The organism is Rhodococcus sp. SB1D (assembly GCF_048573875.1).
In the GTDB taxonomy this organism is placed as follows: Bacteria; Actinomycetota; Actinomycetes; order Mycobacteriales; family Mycobacteriaceae; genus Rhodococcus_F; species Rhodococcus_F qingshengii.
This window is the reverse complement of the sequence record NZ_JBMAIQ010000011.1, coordinates 114545-133383: the sequence shown is the minus strand read 5'-3', so window position 1 is coordinate 133383 and position 18839 is coordinate 114545. Positions and strand designations below refer to the sequence as shown.

The window sequence follows — 18839 nt, the reverse complement described above, 5'->3', positions numbered from 1 at the left end:
ATGCAGGGAGCCAGAAGGCCCCTCGACAGATTTCGGAGCTGCGTCTGTGCAGAGAAGTTCCGATTCACAGGATACCGAATCCGCAGGAAACAGGCGCGATGGGCGATGAATGCAACAACTGGCCGCAGCGATAAGAATCAGCTGCGGCCAGTGCGCCTCGAACTGTAACAAAAGTTGATCGATCAACCAAGGTCTAGGCCTGAATTGTTTGCTCGCAGAATGCCATCGCTGTAATTTCCGTAGGCTCACCCTTGAGAAGACGGGTGGCGAAGCGCAAATGACAACAGCAGTAGTGGTGGGCAGTGGTCCCAACGGTCTCGCGGCGGCGATCGAACTCGCCCGCGCCGGAATCGACGTCCATGTCATCGAGGGTGCGGACAAGATCGGCGGCGGCACCCGCAGCAGCGAATACATAGTCGACGGACTCGTCCACGACGATTGCTCCGCCTTCCATCCCACAGCTTTGGCTTCTCCTTACTTCAAGGAACTCGACCGCGAATTCGGGCTCGCCAAACATGGCCTGACGTGGCTGTGGCCCGAGATCGATCTGGTCCATCCACTCGACGACGGCACCGCCGGGGTTCTGTGGCGCGACATCAACCGGACCGCTGAGGGACTGGGTGGCGACGGCAAGCGCTGGCTCGACGTCTTCGGATACCTCTCCGAGAACTTCGACGAATTAGTACAGGACGTCTTCCAGCCCATCGTGCATCTCCCGAAGCACCCGCTGATGCTCGCCCGTTTCGGGACGGGCGCTCTGCTTCCCGCGACGGGTTTCGCTCGGATGTTCAAGACCCCACAGGCGCGGGCGCTGTTCGGTGGCGTCGCGGCGCACATGTTCGGGACGCTCACCCTTCCTCTCTCCAGTGCTGTCGGCTCGATGCTCACTGCGGCCGCTCATGCTCACGGGTGGCCTGTGGCACAAGGTGGTTCGGGCTCAATTGCAGCCGCCCTCGCGTCGATCCTGCGAAGCCTCGGTGGCACCATCGAAACCGAGAACTGGGTGACCAACTACTCCCAGATCGCCGACTACGACATCGTCATGCTCGACATCGCCCCCGATGCGGCCGGGCGCCTGCTCGACGGTCGGCAGCCCGACCGCATTGCCCGGGCCTACCGCAAATTCCGCTACGGCACCGCCGCCTACAAGGTCGACTACGCCGTGCGTGGTGATTCCGACGGAAGCGTCGTGCCGTGGACGAATCCGCATGCCCGCAAGGCCGGCACCCTGCACCTGTCCGGGACGATTTCGCAAACTGCTGCTGTCGAACGCCAGACCGTACGGGGTCAGATGCCGGACAAGCCCTTCATTCTGTTGGGCCAGCAGTTCTTGGCCGACCCCTCCCGATCTGTGGGAGACATCCATCCCGTGTGGGCGTATGCGCATGTGCCGCATGGATATCCGGGCGACGCGACCGATGTGGTCACGCGTCAGATCGAGCGTTTTGCGCCGGGGTTCCGGGACCGGATCGTGGGCGTCCACGTGCGCAATGTGCCGCAGATGCAGGCGTACAACCCCAACTACGTGGGCGGCGACATCTCCGCGGGTGCGAACACGGCGCGGCAGATCATCGCGCGCCCCCGGTTCGGGCTCGACCCCTATGCCACCGGGGTTCCCGGCGTGTACCTCTGCTCGTCCGCGGCTCCCCCGGGCGGCGGGGTCCACGGGATGGGTGGGTTCAATGCTGCGCGGGCGGCGCTGAAGGCGCGGGGTTGAGGCGTCCCCGCGGAGTCTGAACGCCAGCAACTAGTCTAAGTCTTCACTTCCAGCTAGGGCCCTGAACCCTTCATTCATTCTCTAATAGCACCACTCTAGGTATGCGTATCGATATCGCAGTCAGGTTTGGCAGTGGCGAAGCGCAGGGATGCATACGCTCAGCTGATGCCAGCATCAAACTGTGATAGCGCCGCAAAGGCGTCGGATCGAGGTCCGCCAGTACGGTAATGAGTGGGAACACCAACCAGGCGGAGCTAGGTTTACGTTCGTCGCTGGTTACTGATGCTTGACGCCCTAAGATTCTCAGAATCCATTTAGAGGCGATACCCCCGAGTTTCATCGAGACACCCAGTTCCGAGAAGCTAGGGCTAATACCACACTGACTATTTCAATTAAATCCAGCTGTGCGAAACTGCCAATTCTGAACACCTCGACAACTTGCAAAACATTCGATCGCGTAACGAATTTCTACTATCCCATAATCAATGCTCAGGATTCATGATCAGCCAACTCGTAACGATCAAAGCCGATTGAAGGAACAAGCACCCTTCATATGCAATAACTCGCCCCTTACCGCTATCGCCTGGCATCGACCTGTAGGTTTAACACAACGCCCCCGGTGAAGGCGAGGGCAGGTCGGGTTGCGCGAGAAGGGTAGGCATGCTCGTACCATTGAATCCAGCGGTGGCCACCTGTAACAAAAACGGACCCCCCGCGAACTAACTGACAACACCTGAGTCACCGAGTTTCAGTCACCAACAAACCGTGAGCAGCTGGTGACCAGCACGCACTGGAGTCCGATCAAACGAGGAGGTTGGCGTGCCCGACCCTGTGATCGAATCGCCCCCGAGCACATGGGGCGAAGTCTTCCCGTGGCTTGAGTCAATCGGCTCTCAGTCGGGCGAAAGGTGGTGGGATGAACCAGTCAACGCAACACCAAGTGCCCGTCGCCGTCGGAATATCACGGCCATAACCGAACTTGCGACGTCACGTCTATCGCGCTGGACGATCGGACAGTTGTTTCCGACTGCAGACTCAAACCAGTCGCTGACAAATCTAGAACTCCCTGCCCGTGCGATCAATGCAATCTGCCGGGCGGGCTACGGTACGGTAGATGATTTAAAGGGCTTGACAGTCGAAAATCTCTTTGACTGGCGAAACGTAGGATCTGGAACTGTCACTGCAATACTTGAGTCAATCGTCGTCGATGCAGCACTCGGACCGCATCCAACTATTCATAACTTGACCAATTCGCTGAAACCTGCAAACGAACCAACACTAATCACACCAAATTTGGTCACCCCAGCCGCGCCGGCATTCGCCAGTCCATTCACGGATGACGTTCATTTGGTAGTCACCTGGTTCTCGCTAGCAGGCCTATCAGACGCACCATTCCTAGCACGCCAACTCCCGGTCGGCACTCCGCACGACGTTGTCCGCGCGTGGAAGAGGCTCGAATCGATGACCGCCACGAGCGTCACGGGACAGTCAGAGCCACCGGATGGCGCCGCGTTGCTCGATAGAGCGCTTCGTGATCTGGACCATCGAGCGATAAGCATACTACGCGACCGCATGTTCGGGGATTCGCCCGAAACGCTTGAGAGAATCGGATCCAAACTAGGAGTGACCCGCGAACGGGTCCGCCAGATCGAGGCGAAAGCGCGGAACACTCTCCTTGCTGCCCTGGATATAAGCAATTCCAGTCCAATTGCCTTGCTCGGAGAAGCAGCGCGCCGAACAATCGGCGAACTGCTTCCACTTGATTTGCTCTTGAGCGACATACCGGCACTCGCCCATCCGGTGGATAGCATCGATCAACCGGCATGGCGGGTACTCGATCGTATCGACGACGCGTACGAGATTGCCGACGGTTGGTGCGCCTCCCCGACGATCGAGGCCGCCCGGGCTGCGACCGGCACTCGGCTCGCCGAGAGTACTGACGCCTACGGAGTCACCCGCGTCGATGCAGTCGACTTCATGGACGTTGAAGACGAACAACTTCGACACCAGTTCACCGCACGCTGGCTCGAGAGTTGCGGCTACCGAATCGATGGTGACTTTGTCTTCACTCGGACACAATCCGTGCAGGATTACGCCGCGTCGATCTTGTCCGTGGTCGGATCCCCGATGTCAGCTGATGAGATCGTTTCGCGATTTGCAGTAGAACGAAGTATTGCCTCCCTGCGCAATGTCCTAGCTATCGACGACCGATTTACCAAGATCGACCGTGATCGATGGGCCCTAGCCGAGTGGGGAATCGATGGATACTCGAACATTCGCACGGTCATTCGCCAACAGCTCGCCAAAAATGGCGGCAGCGTGAACCTCGAGACTCTCGTCGACTGGATTACCAGCAAGTATTCCGTTTCGCCCAGTAGCGTGATCGCATACGCATCGGCTACACCATTCGAAACCGTCGACCGCATCGTGCGGATCACTTCGCGAACCCGTGAAGTGCGAAAAACACCACGCCAAACCCACCGGATGTTCCGATGGTCAAATGAGTGGGCAATTCGAATTGCCGTCACGAAAGATCATTTGCGGGGTAGCGGTTCAGTTGCACCGATCGCAGTTGCGACGATTCTCGACCTTCAGCCCGGTGAGACCGTCCAACTAAGCTCAGATCTCGGTCCTCAGTCTGTGACATGGACCGGGATCCAACCGCATTTCGGCACTGTCCGACGGTTCTTGCTCGAACAGGACGTTGCCATCGGGACCGAGGCGTTCCTCGTAATCAACGACGACCGGACGTTCTCCGTGAAACTAGTACGCGACCTCATCGATGATCCGGTCAGCGATGCCCTTGCTCTAGTAGGCGCGAAGCCTCACTCAACTGCGGATGATGCGTACGTATCGCTATGTCGCGCAATTGAGTCTGCTCCACAATCGGGGTTAGCATCATTGATTGACGACTATCGCAGTCGAGGTGACACCGAAATAGCCGATCTCATACTCGCCGGGCGCAGATGGTTCGACTCAATGGCCGTCCGGCAACCAGCACCCGCACCGAATTCAACAGATGTCGACGCCATTTTGGAACTATTGTGACATTTATGCCATCGCTGCGATCTCTCGATCTCGATGCTCGCTATCGCAGCGACAGCACCGACGTAGTCACACGCTTCTACGTGCCCGCATTCTCTGCTGCATCTACCTATAGCCGAGCAGTCGGGTATTTCACATCGACAAGTCTCGCGCTGTACGCACGCGGCATTGACGAGTTCGTCAAGCATGGTGGCTCCATGCGTCTTATTGCGTCTCCGCACCTCGACGAGGGCGATATCGCGGACATCGAACACGGATACTCAGTTCGAGACATTGTGGCACGCGCAGCCATGCGAGAGCTCGACGGCGTCGAGAATGAAAAGGTCCTTGCGGGCCTCGGACAGGTTGGAAGGTTGATTGCTGAGGGGCGGCTGGACGTCAAGTTGGCCTTTGTCGTCAAGAACGACCGTGTCGGCATCTATCATGAGAAGATCGGGATCTTCCGCGACGGTTATGGCGATCTCGTTGCTTTCACCGGCAGCAGCAACGAAACTCTAGGGGGGCTCGCCGCCAATTTCGAATCGGTAGAGGTATATCGCGGTTGGACCCCCGGCGACGGTGCCCGCGCTCTTCGCATCGAATCGGACTTCAACGATCTGTGGGCGAACCGCACTTCACTCCTAAGCGTCGAACCATTTCCCGACATTGCTCGCGAGCGACTCATCGAGCTCGGACATAGACACAACACGTTGCCGTTACCCGGCAACGACGACGCTCTCGAATTCTCACCCCTGCTTGTCGACGAACGCGGGCATCTAACTGTGCCAACAGCATTGACGCCACGTGGCTATCAGAATTCCGCGGTCGAGGCGTGGCTGCGCAAAAGCGGGCGTGGGTTTCTTGCGATGGCGACAGGCACAGGAAAGACAAAGACTGCCTTACTCGCCGCGACGGCGATTGGCAACGTGCTCCGCGAACGAGAACAACCCCTAGTGCTCGTGGTCCTGGCACCGCTTCAGCACCTAGTCGACCAGTGGATTGAAGAAGTCGAAGCATTCGGCGTCACACCAATTCCCGTCTACGAATCGAGCGCCCAGTGGGTTCCCCTCGTTGAGGACCAGATTGGCCAAGCCCGGCTTGGGCAACGCCCAGTCGTAGTTCTGGTTGCCACCAACATATCCTTCGCCAGCTCAAGGTTCCAAGGGATTCTCGGCCGACTCACCCTGCCGCTCATGGTTATCGCTGACGAGGCTCACAATCTCGGTTCCGACCGCTACCGCACCACCCTCCCACCGAACGCCACGTATCGTCTGGGGTTGTCTGCGACCCCCGAGCGGTGGCATGACGAAGAGGGCACAGCAGCTCTGTTCGAATATTTCGGGCCGATCGTATTTGAATTGGGTCTGGCTGAGGCCATCGATATGGGCGCTCTCTGTCGATACACATATCACCCCCGTCTGGTAGAGCTCAATGACGAGGAGACACAGCTTTACGCCGAGCTGACCAATAAAATCGCTCGATGCATTGCTGCCGGCGGACACCCCGACGACGCCGATCCCGACTCACCTCTTGGATTCCTTCTGAGGAAGCGGGCGAATGTCCTCGGCCACGCGGCAGGCAAGCTGACCGCGCTTCGCGCGGACCTCAAATCGCACCGCGACTCGTGGTTTCAACTCGTCTATTGCGCCGAAGGGAGGAGACCCTCTCCGGATGGCGAGGAATCCGGACCTCAACAGCTAGCCGAGGTGATGCGCTTGGTCGGGAACGAACTCGGAATTCCTGCCCACCGGTATATCGGCGAGACCTCGCGCACGAACCGGAAATTACTTCTCCGCCGATTCAGCTCCGGCGAAGACCTGCAAGCATTGGTCGCGATGCGCTGTCTTGATGAGGGTGTGGACATCCCCGACGCCCGACTGGGGTATCTCCTTGCCAGCAGTAGCAACCCACGACAATTCATCCAACGGCGCGGTCGACTCCTCCGCCACGCAGCAGGCAAAACACGGGCCGTTATTTTCGACTATCTCGCAGTGCCGAAATCGGGGTCTCCGATAAATTTCGATGTCGAAAGGTCGTTGCTCATCCGAGAGATCGAACGCGCCAACGAATTCGGCAAGGTCTCCGAGAACTACGGCAAGACTTTGGATACCCTACGTCCTTTGCGCGACCACTATCACCTGATGGATCTATAATGCTATCCCGGAAGGGTAACCGATGACCCAACGCTCCCGTTCTGAAGAAGTCCTAATTGCCGCGCTCACCGACGAACAAAAAGCTCTACTCCATCGCGTTCTCACCATTGAGCGAGCCAAGTTGCACCTGAGTGCCTACGACGCCACTGATGACATTCTCGCAGCAGTGAAGGGGATCATTCCGTGAAGCTTCAATCAATCACTCTGACCAATTTCCGTCAATTTGCAAGTCATCAGACATTCGATCTCAGTTCAGACGACACCCGCCCGGTCACGTTGATCTTCGGCGCCAACGGTTCAGGCAAGACCACACTGCTCAATGCCTTCACCTGGGCACTCTATGGAGACTTGTCTGAAGACGTAGAGCAGCAGGAGCGACTCACGACTGACGCTGTATGGCGGTCGACTCCTGTTGGTGAGTCAGTCACCACAGCCGTGGAACTGTGTTTCTCCCACGAAGATCGGCAGTATCGAATTGTTCGTTCGTCATCGGTGCGGAAAGAATCCGATCACCAGCAGCCTGCAACTCCTGCCGTTCAGTTGTGGACAACAACGCCTGACGGCGCATCAGAGCAAGTTGCAGCACCACAGGAGATGATCAACACAATTCTCCCGCGGGGCTTCAGCCGCTTCTTCTTCTTCAACGGCGAACGTATTGAAAACCTAGTAAAAAAGGACGCCTATTCGGAAGTCCAGAAAGACATAAAAGTCCTATTGGACCTTGCACAAGTCGAGCGCGCCCTCACTCACTTACCTAAAGTCGATCGCAAACTTTCTGCTGAACTCCGAAAAAACGGCGGTGAGACTGCCAGGAAGATTCAAAACGAAATCGATGATTTCGACGACCAACAAGGTGAGGCCAAGGATCGATTGCTGGTGCTTGAGAGCGACGTAGCATCGCTCAACGCCGAGCGTGAGCTCGTTCTTGAGAGGTTCAGGGAAAGTGCCGACACGGCGCCCATTCAGCAGCGCCGCGATCAGGTCGGGAACGAGCTCGCCGCGGCTCGCCAGGCTCTAAAAACTGCAGAGATAGACCGGGCCACACTGATAGCTACTCGGGGCTTCCTAGCATTCACATCTACCCTCGCCAGGGAAACTAAAGAGATGGCCGACGACCTCTACCGAAAGGGCGCACTTCCAGCGCCACTAAAGCGTGAGTTCGTCGACGACCTCCTCGACCGAAGAATTTGCATCTGCGGCTCCCCGCTTACCGACGGTTCCGAGCCCCGGAGTTCCGTGGAAAAGTGGCGCCAGCAAGCTGGTCTCCAAGCCGTCGAAACTGCATGGCAAAAGCTCTCCGGCACCGTCGATGAGTTGGTACCCACACGATCTGTCTTACGCTCTGATTTGGCGGGCATTGCCAAACGCATCGGCGACGAGCGTGACCGGATCGATCGTCTCATCGCTGAACAGTCAGAGCTGGACGGTAAGCTGCGCAACAGTCGACGCGAAGACGTTCAGGACCTTGAGAGCAGACGCATGGACTTGGATGCTCGGATTCGGACGAAGGAGCAACAGATCGGTTCGACGAAGATGGAAATCGAACAGCTTGCCAAGGACATCGAATCGAAAATGCGCGAACGGTCAAGAGCTGAGGTCACCGATGAGCTCGCGCTCAAAGCGCGGTCTCGACTCGACCTTGTCCTGTCGGTGAAGAATGCACTCACCGAAATCCTCGAAATTCGCTCGGCCGACATACGGACACGGCTGGACGCGAAACTCAAGCAGGTCTTCGGAAAAATAACCCATCAAAATCACGTCCCGTCGCTCACTGAAAATTTCGAGTTAACACTCCATAAGAAAGTCGACGGCATCACTCTGCCGGTCCCGAAATCCACGGGCGAGAATCAAATCCTAAGTTTGAGCTTTGTTACCGCAGTGTCACAACTTGCACGCGAGATTCGCACGGCGCGTCGAGCGGAGGGACCAACAAACTCTGACTCTGGCGCGTACCCCATCGTAATGGACGCAGCTTTCGGCTCATTGGATGAGGACTATCAGGAAGGAGTAGCGCGGGCGCTCGCCAAGATGGCTCCTCAGCTTGTCGTGCTGGTCAGTAAAAGCCAAGGCACAGGAACCGTGATCACCGAGCTAATGCCGTATGTCAGCAACCTCGGCGTACTAGAAACACACACCACGGCTCAGGGAGATGTTTCCGATAACATCGAGATCAATGGCACGTCGTACCCATACATTCGTCAATCCGACAGCGATCATACCGAGTTGAAGGTGATCCAATGACTGCGCCAGCAGACGTTCGCGCCCGACGACCCAAACAGCACGAAGCGCTGATGATCTCGCTTCAACAGGAGGCCAATTTCCCGGCCTTCCGCGACATATTGCTCTTTGCTGGGGCTGTCGGATTCGCTCAGGATCGTCGCGTACCTTTTACAGCGACCGCCGGAGACCCAATACGCTACGAAACTCTAATAATTCCCGCTTTCGCCGATGCACTCATCGGTATGATCGCCGCTAATGTCGTCGACACCGACCCCGAGATTATGGATAGTGACCGCCTCCACGAACGCGTCACGATATTCGAGGAGTACGCAAATGGTGGGCTCGAATATATTCAGGAGCTTGTGAACACTCGGAAACAGCCTGTTGCCCTCATAGTTTTAGACGTAATGACTAGTGCGCTCACCGAAGAAAATGAATCAACCGACATTCCAGTCGAAGACTTACTAGATGGAGTCACGTGGTAAGGAAACTCAAATCACGGACCGGACTGGTCCATTCGGAATAAATTCGTACGTCCTCGAAGATTGCACAGTTCTATTATTTCTAGCGATCGACCCAACCTGAAAAACTCTAAGAGAAGTCAAACACAATTAACCGAAAAGGAAGCCATGGAGACACCGGTAAACGCGTCGTCTACAACCGCAGGATCGCTCTTGTCCGGAGGAAGATTCTATATTCCACCGTTCCAACGTGAGTACGCATGGGAAGGCGACCAGGTCGAGGAATTCTTTCGAGATATAAGCCACTCCCTAAAAGACGACTCATATTTCCTAGGACTTGTCATTCTAACAGAAAGCGCAGCTGAAAAATCAGTAGTTGACGGTCAACAACGAATACTGACACTAACGCTTCTAGCCGCAGCAATCTACCACAAGGCGTTTGAATACGAAAGAAACGCTCTCGCCGATAGGATCCGAACCACTTTTCTATACTCAATTGACTTTGAGTCGGATAAGGAATATCCGCGGGTAAGACTAGCATCTGAACGAGATAATGCGACACTCGCTGAAATCCTCAACCTAGGCCAGAAATCGAATATCGCCGCACCGAAATCTTTACACACTGCCGAGGCTCCCGAAGGCGAAGAGTCGGCGTCCAAGTTAATGATCGATGCATATAAACTTCTCAATCTTCATCTCACTGAGGACATTTCGGAAGATCAATTTCGAAAACTGGGAACCTGGGCAGATTTTATAACCAATAAGCTCTATTTTGCGGTTTTCAACCACCCTAATCCATCGTCCGCCTACAAAGTGTTCGAAATTGTTAATACTCGCGGTCGAGCACTCACCACGGCCGATCTTTTGAAGAGCTACACCTTAAGCGAAACCCCTGAGGATCGTCGAGACGCACGTTATCATGAATGGCAGGATGTCTCGCGCCAGTTCGATAGCGGATTCGTCACATACATTCGTCACGCAATTACCACTACACATGGGTATATCCCTCCGCGCGATCTGTACGACGCACTGACCGGCCGAGGCGGATCAACTCACGGCCCAACCAATCCTGAAATCTTGTTACAGCTCCTACAACTGCACCTTCCTATCTATCTCCAGATGATGGACCCGACCACCGCTGGCCCTGCCACCGAGGACGAGTTGGCAGTTTTTACAATGCTAAACACATTAAACGTGGTATCAATGCGACCCATCCTCCTCGCAATTCGAAACACGCCGATGGCGAATGAAGGTCGTAGAGAGCTTTTGAAGCTTGTCGTACGCCGTTCAATTGTGGGAAATCTCGGAACAGGGAGTATCGAGCGCCGATTCGGTGAGGTTGCAGCTGAGATTCACAGGACCGGATCCTGGGAAAAGGCGATTTCTGGTCTCGCCGATCTAAACCCGGAACGAGAGGAATTTGTCGAGCGCGCACACCGTCGACCGATGAACAAGAACACGCTGTCCGCCTTACGTGCCTCGGCTCTTCAAGGGGCGTTAACTCCCAATCTTTCAAACACCCTCTATTTCATAAGGACACGAGGCTCGGACTGGGACAGTCAAAACTTGGCCACAACACTTGGAAATACCTTCTTGGCAACAGAATCGCGACGTCCCATGGGAAGTTCCACGTGGGATGGATTTAAGGAAAACCTCCTTCCCTTAGCAGCGGAGGGTGAACTGTCCGAAAAGATTAATTCATTCAAAGTCTGGGACGGGACGTCAATAAGCATGTTAGGGGAAATAGTTGCAATAAAAGCAGCAGAGGTTTGGTATGAGTAAATCACTCGAGATAGTCCAAACCACTGATGGAAACACGGAAGACAAAGCTCTGCGCTTGGTGACACAAGTACTGAATCGGCACTATACCTATTCCCCCACACTATCGGATCTTCTGCAATCAACATCCGAGTTGTCACAGCAGTCAAGGAGACAATCGACGTCGGACGCTTGTAGCGACACCCTATTCGCGTTCGATACCAATGCACTCCTTCGGCTTGGCGCCGATTCAGGCGGTGCGGATGCGATCGATTATATCAGAAAACATCCAGGACCATTAGTATTACCTGGTCAAGCTATCCAGGAATCATGGAACAATCTCCACGCTGGAGTGAGAACGAGAATAAAAGAGTTATCAGCCTCGATAACACAGACAACCAAGAAGCTAGAGGAGATATCCGAGCATCTTGAGGGAGCAATCGAACCAGCGAAGTTAGCATGGGGCGCCGTGGCGGATGCATACAAGGATTGGATTGATCCCGCCGCATTGGACTCATTCAAGCAAACAATTGAAGCAATAAACTCGCACACCCAGTCAATTGTTGCTTTCGTTCCGCGCATTGAATTTTCCCCTCTAGCAGAAATCAGAAAAAAGACGAAGACACCTCCAGGGTTTCGGGACGATGCTGGAAACCACGGAGACTTCTACTTATGGGCCGACTTCTTGTACGGAATCGCTCAAACCAGCCCTACGAGCTTCGACCGTGTTGTGATGGTAACCAACGATACAAAGAAGGATTGGAGCACTAGCGGGGCCCCTCATCCGATCTTAGTTTCAGAGGCAATCTCAGTATCCGGAGGGAAAAAATTCGAAATTTGGAGCAGAGAAGAATTTGTTCGCATGGCTAACGGTTAGATCGTTTGATCGAATGCTATGTGCCGAAATTCAGGCGGAGTAGATCCACAAAATGCCAGTGAATTAAAGTTCGTGCACTTCAATACTGCACGAATTAAACTAAGCACCGTGCCGTGTGTTCAGCCGGTGCCCGCGCAGGTACCGATCCTTCTCCGCGAGTACTCGTTGCCAGCCTGACAGAGTTCCGATTCTTTCGGGATTCTCGTAGAGACCGGCTTTGATCTCCGCACGCGTCAATTTCTCGTATAAGTGCAGGCGCGGGTCATCACGGCCCAAGAACTCCTCCTTGCGATGTAGCAGTGGCGGATTAGCGGATCGCGAATAATCGCGCCACTCTACGCTGAGCTTCCGAAGATTCACAGTCACAGCTGATTCGAGCGTTGGATGCGCTTCCTTGTCGAAATCTGGATACGACAGAAAAGACACTTGCGGTTCGGTCACCGAAAGCTTGACCATGTTCGCACGATCGACAGTTCCTGCGAGTATTCTGGCGCAACCTTCGTAAACTTGCAGCAAAGGGGGAAGTTCGGCCAGTGCTGATCGATGGACGTACAGCGCAGACGGCGTCTGTTTTCCAATCTCGGAGCTTCTCGCCGACATCAAAATCATCGTCCTGTTTCCCACGGCTGCGAGGAGTCTGTCACCGTGCTGCGTAAGGTCACGGTATGTGCCGAAATGGGTCTTGACGTCTCGCTGCAGAATCGGACCAAGCTGAGCGAATCGCGACTTCCTACCGAATCGCGACATCGCGGCGTAGACCGCTAGTTCTGACCTCCGCTGGATCCGAATTTGCTCCCAATGAGAAGCGTCCGTCACGCGATAGATCAAGTTGACCGCCCGCCCCAGCGAGCCGCTCGCCTCCAGGACTGACGTCGCCGATTCGTCGGTCAACTCGTTCCGCTTCGGAGGTCTGGCATGCGCGGTCATGAAATCAACGAGTGGGGCCAACTTCTCGCGATTCTGTTCGTACTCCTCGTGCGGGTCGATGACGATTCGCGGACGATATTGGTAGACACGATTGGCAAGAAAGTCGTGCTGCGCAGCTTCGTCCCTGAAGACATAGAAGACCCCGGGCGCCGCTGCAATAGGCTTCGCCCCAAGAATTGTCTCGATCCACTCCGCAAGCTCAGGTTGTTCGTAGAACTTCTGGAATGTTCCCTTCCTAGTGACAATCCCATCACCAACTTGTCGGCCGACGAGATCGCGCGCCTCCCACACGAGTCGCGCAGATACAATCAACACGTTGCGAGCGAGATCCCAGGCCGAACGCAGTACATCTGTCCGCTCGATAGGATCTTCGATCACGTTAACCACGTATCCCAGGTTGACGATATTCGAGGCAATGCGGTCCGCGTCCGGACGATGTGCAGGGTCCCAGCCCCTGACTTCAAACCCGAGAGCCTCCAGGTGACGAAGGTCTCCACCTCGGCCACACCCGTAGTCGAAAACAGTCGCACCGGGCTTAACAACCCCGTCCGACAACGCGAGACCCATCGGCCGCGACAACGCAGAACGAACCATGGCTGTCTTGTGGCGTGCTGTCGGCCCTATTGTCATCATGCGCCTACTCCACGAGTGCCAGCTTTACGAGCCCTTCAATGTCAGAAGAACGGGTGTCCCCGATCAAGTATCCAATGCCGCGATGAAGGTGGAGGCGGAACTGCGTCGCGAGAGTCTCGTCATCGAGCCCAAAATCATCGGTGTGGCAACGCATGCGCAATGCGGCCCACAGGACGTCACCGTGAATACCAGCAAACACCTTCCATGTCATCTCGACATTGCTGTCAGCAAGGATACGAGTCGCCGGAGGTACCGATGGCTCGGCCAACGACCGACACAATGCCCACCGACAAAGAACATTCCATTGCCCGATACCAGTGCGGCGTTTCAACGTCACTAGTTGGTCGCGAGCGGTCTTCGAAAGTCGGACATGCTCGACAGTCACTTCACTACTCCCAAAAGTATCCAGATTTGACAGACGTAGACGCGCTGTCGTGGTCATAATCTAGGCGGTACAGGCGCCCGACATGTTTTTTGATCCTGCCGAATGCCTGCTCGTCGATCTCCGTATCCGTCGATAAGAGGATCACCTGGTGGCTTGCAAACGGGAAGTATCGCTCAACGAGGTGCTCCCTGTGCTCACCGTCGAGTCGACCCAATGGTGTATCGACTACAACGGGAAGCGGCTGCCCCGATGCGCGCGCCAGTCCCCACAACAATGACACTGCAAGCAACTGACGCTCACCCGCAGACAATTGATTTGCAGGCAGCTGTACGCCTCCTGGACCAGTCAATTCGACCGTGTAGTTCTCCGGATCAATCCGTACTGAGGCGATGAGGCGGTTCTTGCGCAGCAATCGCTGCAACGCCTCAAGTACGTAGTCGCCGATCCGGCCTAGATACCTTTGCTTCGCCGCGACTCGCAGAGCATCTAGGGTTGTACGAACCTTGTCGACGTGGGCGACAATACGGGTGTCGTCCTCCACCGCCATATTCGCCGCTGCGTACTTCTCGAGGATTCGCTCGTAGTCTGCGTCGGCTTTTGCTCGTTCCGTTCGGCGAAGATTGAGATCCTCGTCGAGCGTCGTGACCCTCGCCTCAGCTCTGACCTGCCGGTCTGAGGCAGCATCAAGTGCGCGCCGGACATCTTCGAGCGTCTCCGGGTCTGGCATCGCCACGATAACGCGGTCTACCTGATCGAGCTCTTCGCGCACTCCACGGCGTCGCTCCACCAGCTCGCTCATGCGGCGTCGGCTCGACGGCATTGCAGCTTCCCGGAGCATCCGCACCGCGTCCGGCCTGCCCAACCCGCTAATGTCCGGAGTATCTTCATCTATCGAGCGCGCTGCGCGGTCGTTTGCCAAGAAGTCGGTCATAGCCATGATCGTGGCAGGAGCAGCACGACTCTCCCGCAGCTTTTCAAGGATGGAATCGTCACGTGCAGTGAGAACATCAGCCACCACACGCCGACCCCATGACATCGACTCCGCTGACGCTTGAGTCTCGAGATCACGCAGGAGATCAGCGATGAGGAGCATCGGTGCGGCGTCGGCAGTCTCAGCGCGCAAATCGTCGTCGATCTGTGCCAGACTGCCGCGAAGTGCCTCAGCAGTCTGCTCGATTTCCGCGCGAGACTCCGCGATCTCACCTCCGCGCGCCTGATAAATCGACCGAGCTTCAGCCTTTTCCTTTTCAGCACGCTCAAGTTCGACTCGGACCCGAGCTAATGTTTCAACCGCGCCCTCTTCGAGTTGTCGAGTACGTGTCACCAAGTCACGCTTGGCATCGACCTCAGCTCTAACCGAATCTGGAACTTGATTTGACCGGTGCCGACGCCTTAGGACCGACAAATCTGTCGCCAGTCGCTCGACGAGGTCGAGACCGAGTAGCGCCGACAGCGCGGATGCAAGCACTTCACGAGATTTATCCATGTCAGCAAGCGCTTCGATCTGTTCACCGTCGAAGAAGAACAAACCGGCGATACCTCGCGGCAAGAATGTCTCGACGTGTTCACTCCAGGTAGAGGTGAGCACACGGTCATGTCTGCCGTCTACCTCGACGTCGAGGCGTTCACGGGACGGAGCGTTTGCACCACCCCATCGGCGGCTGATCCGGTAGACATGTTCGCTGCCCTGCTGGTGCGCGCGGAATTCCAGCTCGACTGACGAGACGGCCTTAGCAGGCGCCCCGCGGTGGGTCAGCGCGGTGAGGTAGTTCTCATAGCCACCCGCGCGGCGACTGTTCGACTGCGCGAGCGCGCCGTACAGCGCGAGATGGATCGCTTCGAGAACGGTGGTCTTGCCGGCGCCATTGAGTCCGCCGATTAGAACTACCGGCTTCGCCGTCGACTTCGGTGTCAGCGTGATGGTGTGACGACCTGAGAACGTGCCGACGTTCTGCAAAACAAGCTCGTCGAGGATCATCCGTCAGAACCAATTCGTGCCGGCTGGATGTAACCATCGGCGATGTCGAGGTCGTCGGGTTCGTCGGTTGCACGCAGTCGTTCGACAGCATCGGCTCGACCGGTAGCTCGGCGCATTGCATCTTCCTCGTCCTCGTAGAAGCCCTTGCGGAGCGACTTCGTCAACGAGTCGAAAAGTCCAGCTCGTCGCGCCTGAGAGCGATGGCGTTGCTCAACGTCTAGCAGCTCACGCACGAGCTCGAAATGCACCCGATCATCACCGACTACTTCGCGAAGGATTTCCACGGTGTCTGGCCCCAACGGAAGATGCTCATCCAGTGGGCGTCCCGGGTACTCGGTCCCAGTGGATTCACGGTAGATACGGGGGAGGCTGTCCTCGAATTCGTGCTTGTCCACGACCCAAATTCGACGAATCTCTTCCAGTTCATCGAGTGTCACCAAATCGAGATTCCTAACTGAGGCGGGACCGTTCTCGCGTATCCACGTCTGCGCGTCGAGAAGCTTACGTACCCACCGCTCACGCGACTCTTGAGTGTATGGACCAGGGATGTTCCTACCGTTGAATAACTGGACCGAACCGTTCATCCGCCGGAAGTCCCGCAGATGCCGATCATCCTGAACGTCGAGCTCGTTACGAAGCTCGAGTAAAGGAAGCATCCACTCTTTCTCCTCGTCGTTTTGGATCATCGCCGACATCGACTTGTCTTTGTCTACGAGAGTGCAAGTCCAGCAGCCGAATCGACTGTCCCCACAGCTCGGTGTTGACGAGTCGACCACAAGCGGGCATTCGCCGTCCGATGACGCACCTTGATACATGGTGAGGAGCTCTTTGTTCGAGTATCCCCACGGGTTCTTCGTTTGCATGAGGAAAGTCCAGACGTCGTCGTTGGACCAATCCTCGACTGGTGAGTAGACAAGGCAGTTGGGTAGAGATCCGTTCGGACTCAGTTTGTCCCGTACACGCTGACCCTCAAGCTCAGTCATCCGGTGTGAGCGACCTGAACTCTCAGCCTTGCGCGTACCCAATACGAGGATTGCTTCGCCATGAGACTTGACCATATTGATGATGAACGTATTCGAAGGCTTGATCTTCAAACGTTCAGTGCACCAGCGAAACTTGGGTCTCGGTGCAGGATACCCGCGCCCGGCAAGATTGACCCAGAAAGTGTCGGACACTGTAGGTGTTAATCGGTGGGGTTCAATCGGCAAGTCTTGCTCGCGCGCTGCTTCGGCAATCGTGTCCAACGAATGCGTAACCCATGCAGCGACCACTGGATTTTCGACGAGTGTATCGGTGCTGATTACATGAACGGTCTTCGATCGCTTCTCCTGCGGTAACTGCGCGAGTGACATCCACACGAGCTGCAGTACTGCCGTCGAGTCTTTGCCCCCCGAGTAACCAATAACCCACGGAATCGCATCCTCGAGGTAGAGTTTCTGTGTCTGCGCCACTAACGATTCGATCGTTCCTGATAGGCCCAGGTCGTCAAATACAGACCTCGGACGGATCGGCAGATTGCGGATCATGATGAGTCACCTCGTCGAAAATTGTTCTCGGCTTTTTGCTCGTCGTCGGGCAGAGGAAGATTCAGCTGCGTTCTCAGTAGAGCAGTCGTGAGAAGAACATTGCCTGTACTCTTCGAGACGCGCCCACCCGACATCGCACGCCCCTCCCATAACTTTGAATTCGCTCGGTGCCAGTCGATTTCACGCAATGGGCGCAGACCCCGCTCCCATGCACGCTTGTCGTGGCTTCGTTCGACCAGCGCATTTCCCACCTTCCCAATCGCGTGGAGCACGATGCCGTGGCTGTGAATGAAATCGCGACGGATCTCGCCTGCCGTGACCTCCCGTGCGCGGACCTGTCCCCACTCGGGAAACTGCCTTGCCACCACTTCCCAATAGCTGCCTACCAATTCAGCGCGCTTCTCGATCGACTCTGGCTCGATACCGTCGAGCAACGCGCGGTTCGCGTTGTACATCGCCGACAAAGTAAATAGCTTCCGAGATCGTGCGGCTAGATTGCTGGTCTCGGTTTCCGTCAGATCGCGGTAGAACTCTGAGTTGAAGACCGCCATTCGGGTTACCGCGGACAGATCGTCGCGATGGTCGTAGAGGACACTGATAGAACGGGCGGGGCGGATCGCGTAACGGTTAAGGTCTGCGAACATCTGCTGACAACGCTCCAGCCCGACATCAATGAATAGGACAATTGAGATCGTCTCGTCACCGATTTCAGGGGCAAGGCTCAGCGCTTCCTCAATCGCCGCGCGCCGATGCTGACCGTCATTGATGACGAAAGGTGACCCCATCGGTATGCGTAGTGTTCCGATTCGGTCACTCTTGCCCTCGCCATCGCTGTACGGCTCGAAAGTGACATCTGCATTGACTGACGCGGTCAGAGCCGAAAAAACGTAACTGTCCAAGTTCTCAACTATGTAGCGAGCCATCTCCGGTACCCGAGAGCGGTTCAACGTGCGCTGAGCCCGCTGCTCCGGCAGAAGCTCCTCATCGTCAAATGAAAACAGTCGCGGGATCATTCGCAACGGACACATTGTCGAGTAAAACTCGCGTCCAGCCTGAACCCCGCGAATCGCGGGGAAGACATACTCGAACTCTCCCAGACGCTGAAGACCAACTCGCTTGCTCACCGCTCACCTACCCCGTCGCCTCAACTCCACTCGAACTGTACATCCTCCTGTACGGA

Annotated in this window: 13 protein-coding genes; 8 read left to right on the top strand and 5 right to left on the bottom strand. The window is 56.1% G+C overall.

All coding sequences use genetic code 11. The annotated features are described in order from the left end of the window. The first annotated feature begins 277 nt into the window (after nt 1–277). From ACN50D_RS23075 to ACN50D_RS23040, 8 genes are all read left to right on the top strand, one after another. Complete coding sequence (locus ACN50D_RS23075) at nt 278–1717, top strand: phytoene desaturase family protein (RefSeq protein ID WP_212634031.1); 1440 nt, start codon at nt 278–280, stop codon at nt 1715–1717. A gap of 819 nt (nt 1718–2536) precedes the next feature. After that, on the top strand, nt 2537–4765 hold the full coding sequence (locus tag ACN50D_RS23070) for a sigma factor-like helix-turn-helix DNA-binding protein (protein WP_212634030.1): 2229 nt from the start codon (nt 2537–2539) through the stop codon (nt 4763–4765). 5 nt (nt 4766–4770) lie between these two features. After that, nucleotides 4771–6894: a DEAD/DEAH box helicase family protein gene (locus ACN50D_RS23065; protein ID WP_212634029.1), complete on the top strand. Its 2124-nt coding sequence runs from the start codon at nt 4771–4773 to the stop codon at nt 6892–6894. Between the two features lie 22 nt (nt 6895–6916). Beyond that, the gene (locus ACN50D_RS23060) at nt 6917–7081 is read left to right on the top strand and encodes a hypothetical protein (protein ID WP_212634028.1); all 165 of its coding nucleotides are present in this window, start codon (nt 6917–6919) and stop codon (nt 7079–7081) included. Further along, complete coding sequence (locus tag ACN50D_RS23055; RefSeq protein WP_212634027.1) at nt 7078–9135, top strand: AAA family ATPase; 2058 nt, start codon at nt 7078–7080, stop codon at nt 9133–9135. Before ACN50D_RS23060 ends, ACN50D_RS23055 begins: the two co-directional genes overlap by 4 nt. Beyond that, entirely contained in the window at nt 9132–9599 is a 468-nt protein-coding gene (locus ACN50D_RS23050) for a hypothetical protein (protein ID WP_212634026.1), read from the top strand. The genes ACN50D_RS23055 and ACN50D_RS23050 overlap by 4 nt, the downstream gene beginning before the upstream one ends. A 144-nt stretch (nt 9600–9743) precedes the next feature. Then, the gene (locus ACN50D_RS23045) at nt 9744–11357 is read left to right on the top strand and encodes a DUF262 domain-containing protein (protein ID WP_212634025.1); all 1614 of its coding nucleotides are present in this window, start codon (nt 9744–9746) and stop codon (nt 11355–11357) included. Continuing rightward, entirely contained in the window at nt 11350–12210 is an 861-nt protein-coding gene (locus ACN50D_RS23040; protein ID WP_212634024.1) for a PIN-like domain-containing protein, read from the top strand. The genes ACN50D_RS23045 and ACN50D_RS23040 overlap by 8 nt, the downstream gene beginning before the upstream one ends. A gap of 99 nt (nt 12211–12309) precedes the next feature. On the opposite strand, the gene ACN50D_RS23035 is transcribed toward ACN50D_RS23040, so the two are convergent. Genes ACN50D_RS23035 through dndB form a run of 5 tightly spaced genes read right to left on the bottom strand, consistent with a single transcriptional unit; the run spans nt 12310 to nt 18783 of the window. After that, entirely contained in the window at nt 12310–13770 is a 1461-nt protein-coding gene (locus ACN50D_RS23035) for a DNA phosphorothioation-associated putative methyltransferase (RefSeq protein ID WP_249343249.1), read from the bottom strand. 4 nt (nt 13771–13774) lie between these two features. Beyond that, complete coding sequence (gene dndE, locus ACN50D_RS23030) at nt 13775–14212, bottom strand: DNA sulfur modification protein DndE (RefSeq protein WP_249343248.1); 438 nt, start codon at nt 14210–14212, stop codon at nt 13775–13777. After that, on the bottom strand, nt 14160–16133 hold the full coding sequence (gene dndD / locus ACN50D_RS23025) for a DNA sulfur modification protein DndD (protein WP_212634022.1): 1974 nt from the start codon (nt 16131–16133) through the stop codon (nt 14160–14162). Before dndD ends, dndE begins: the two co-directional genes overlap by 53 nt. Further along, on the bottom strand, nt 16130–17659 hold the full coding sequence (gene dndC, locus ACN50D_RS23020; RefSeq protein WP_212634021.1) for a DNA phosphorothioation system sulfurtransferase DndC: 1530 nt from the start codon (nt 17657–17659) through the stop codon (nt 16130–16132). The genes dndD and dndC overlap by 4 nt, the downstream gene beginning before the upstream one ends. Continuing rightward, nucleotides 17656–18783 (bottom strand): DNA sulfur modification protein DndB, encoded by a 1128-nt coding sequence (gene dndB / locus ACN50D_RS23015; RefSeq protein WP_307850572.1) that lies wholly within the window; start codon nt 18781–18783, stop codon nt 17656–17658. The genes dndC and dndB overlap by 4 nt, the downstream gene beginning before the upstream one ends. Nucleotides 18784–18839: the final 56 nt, after the last annotated feature.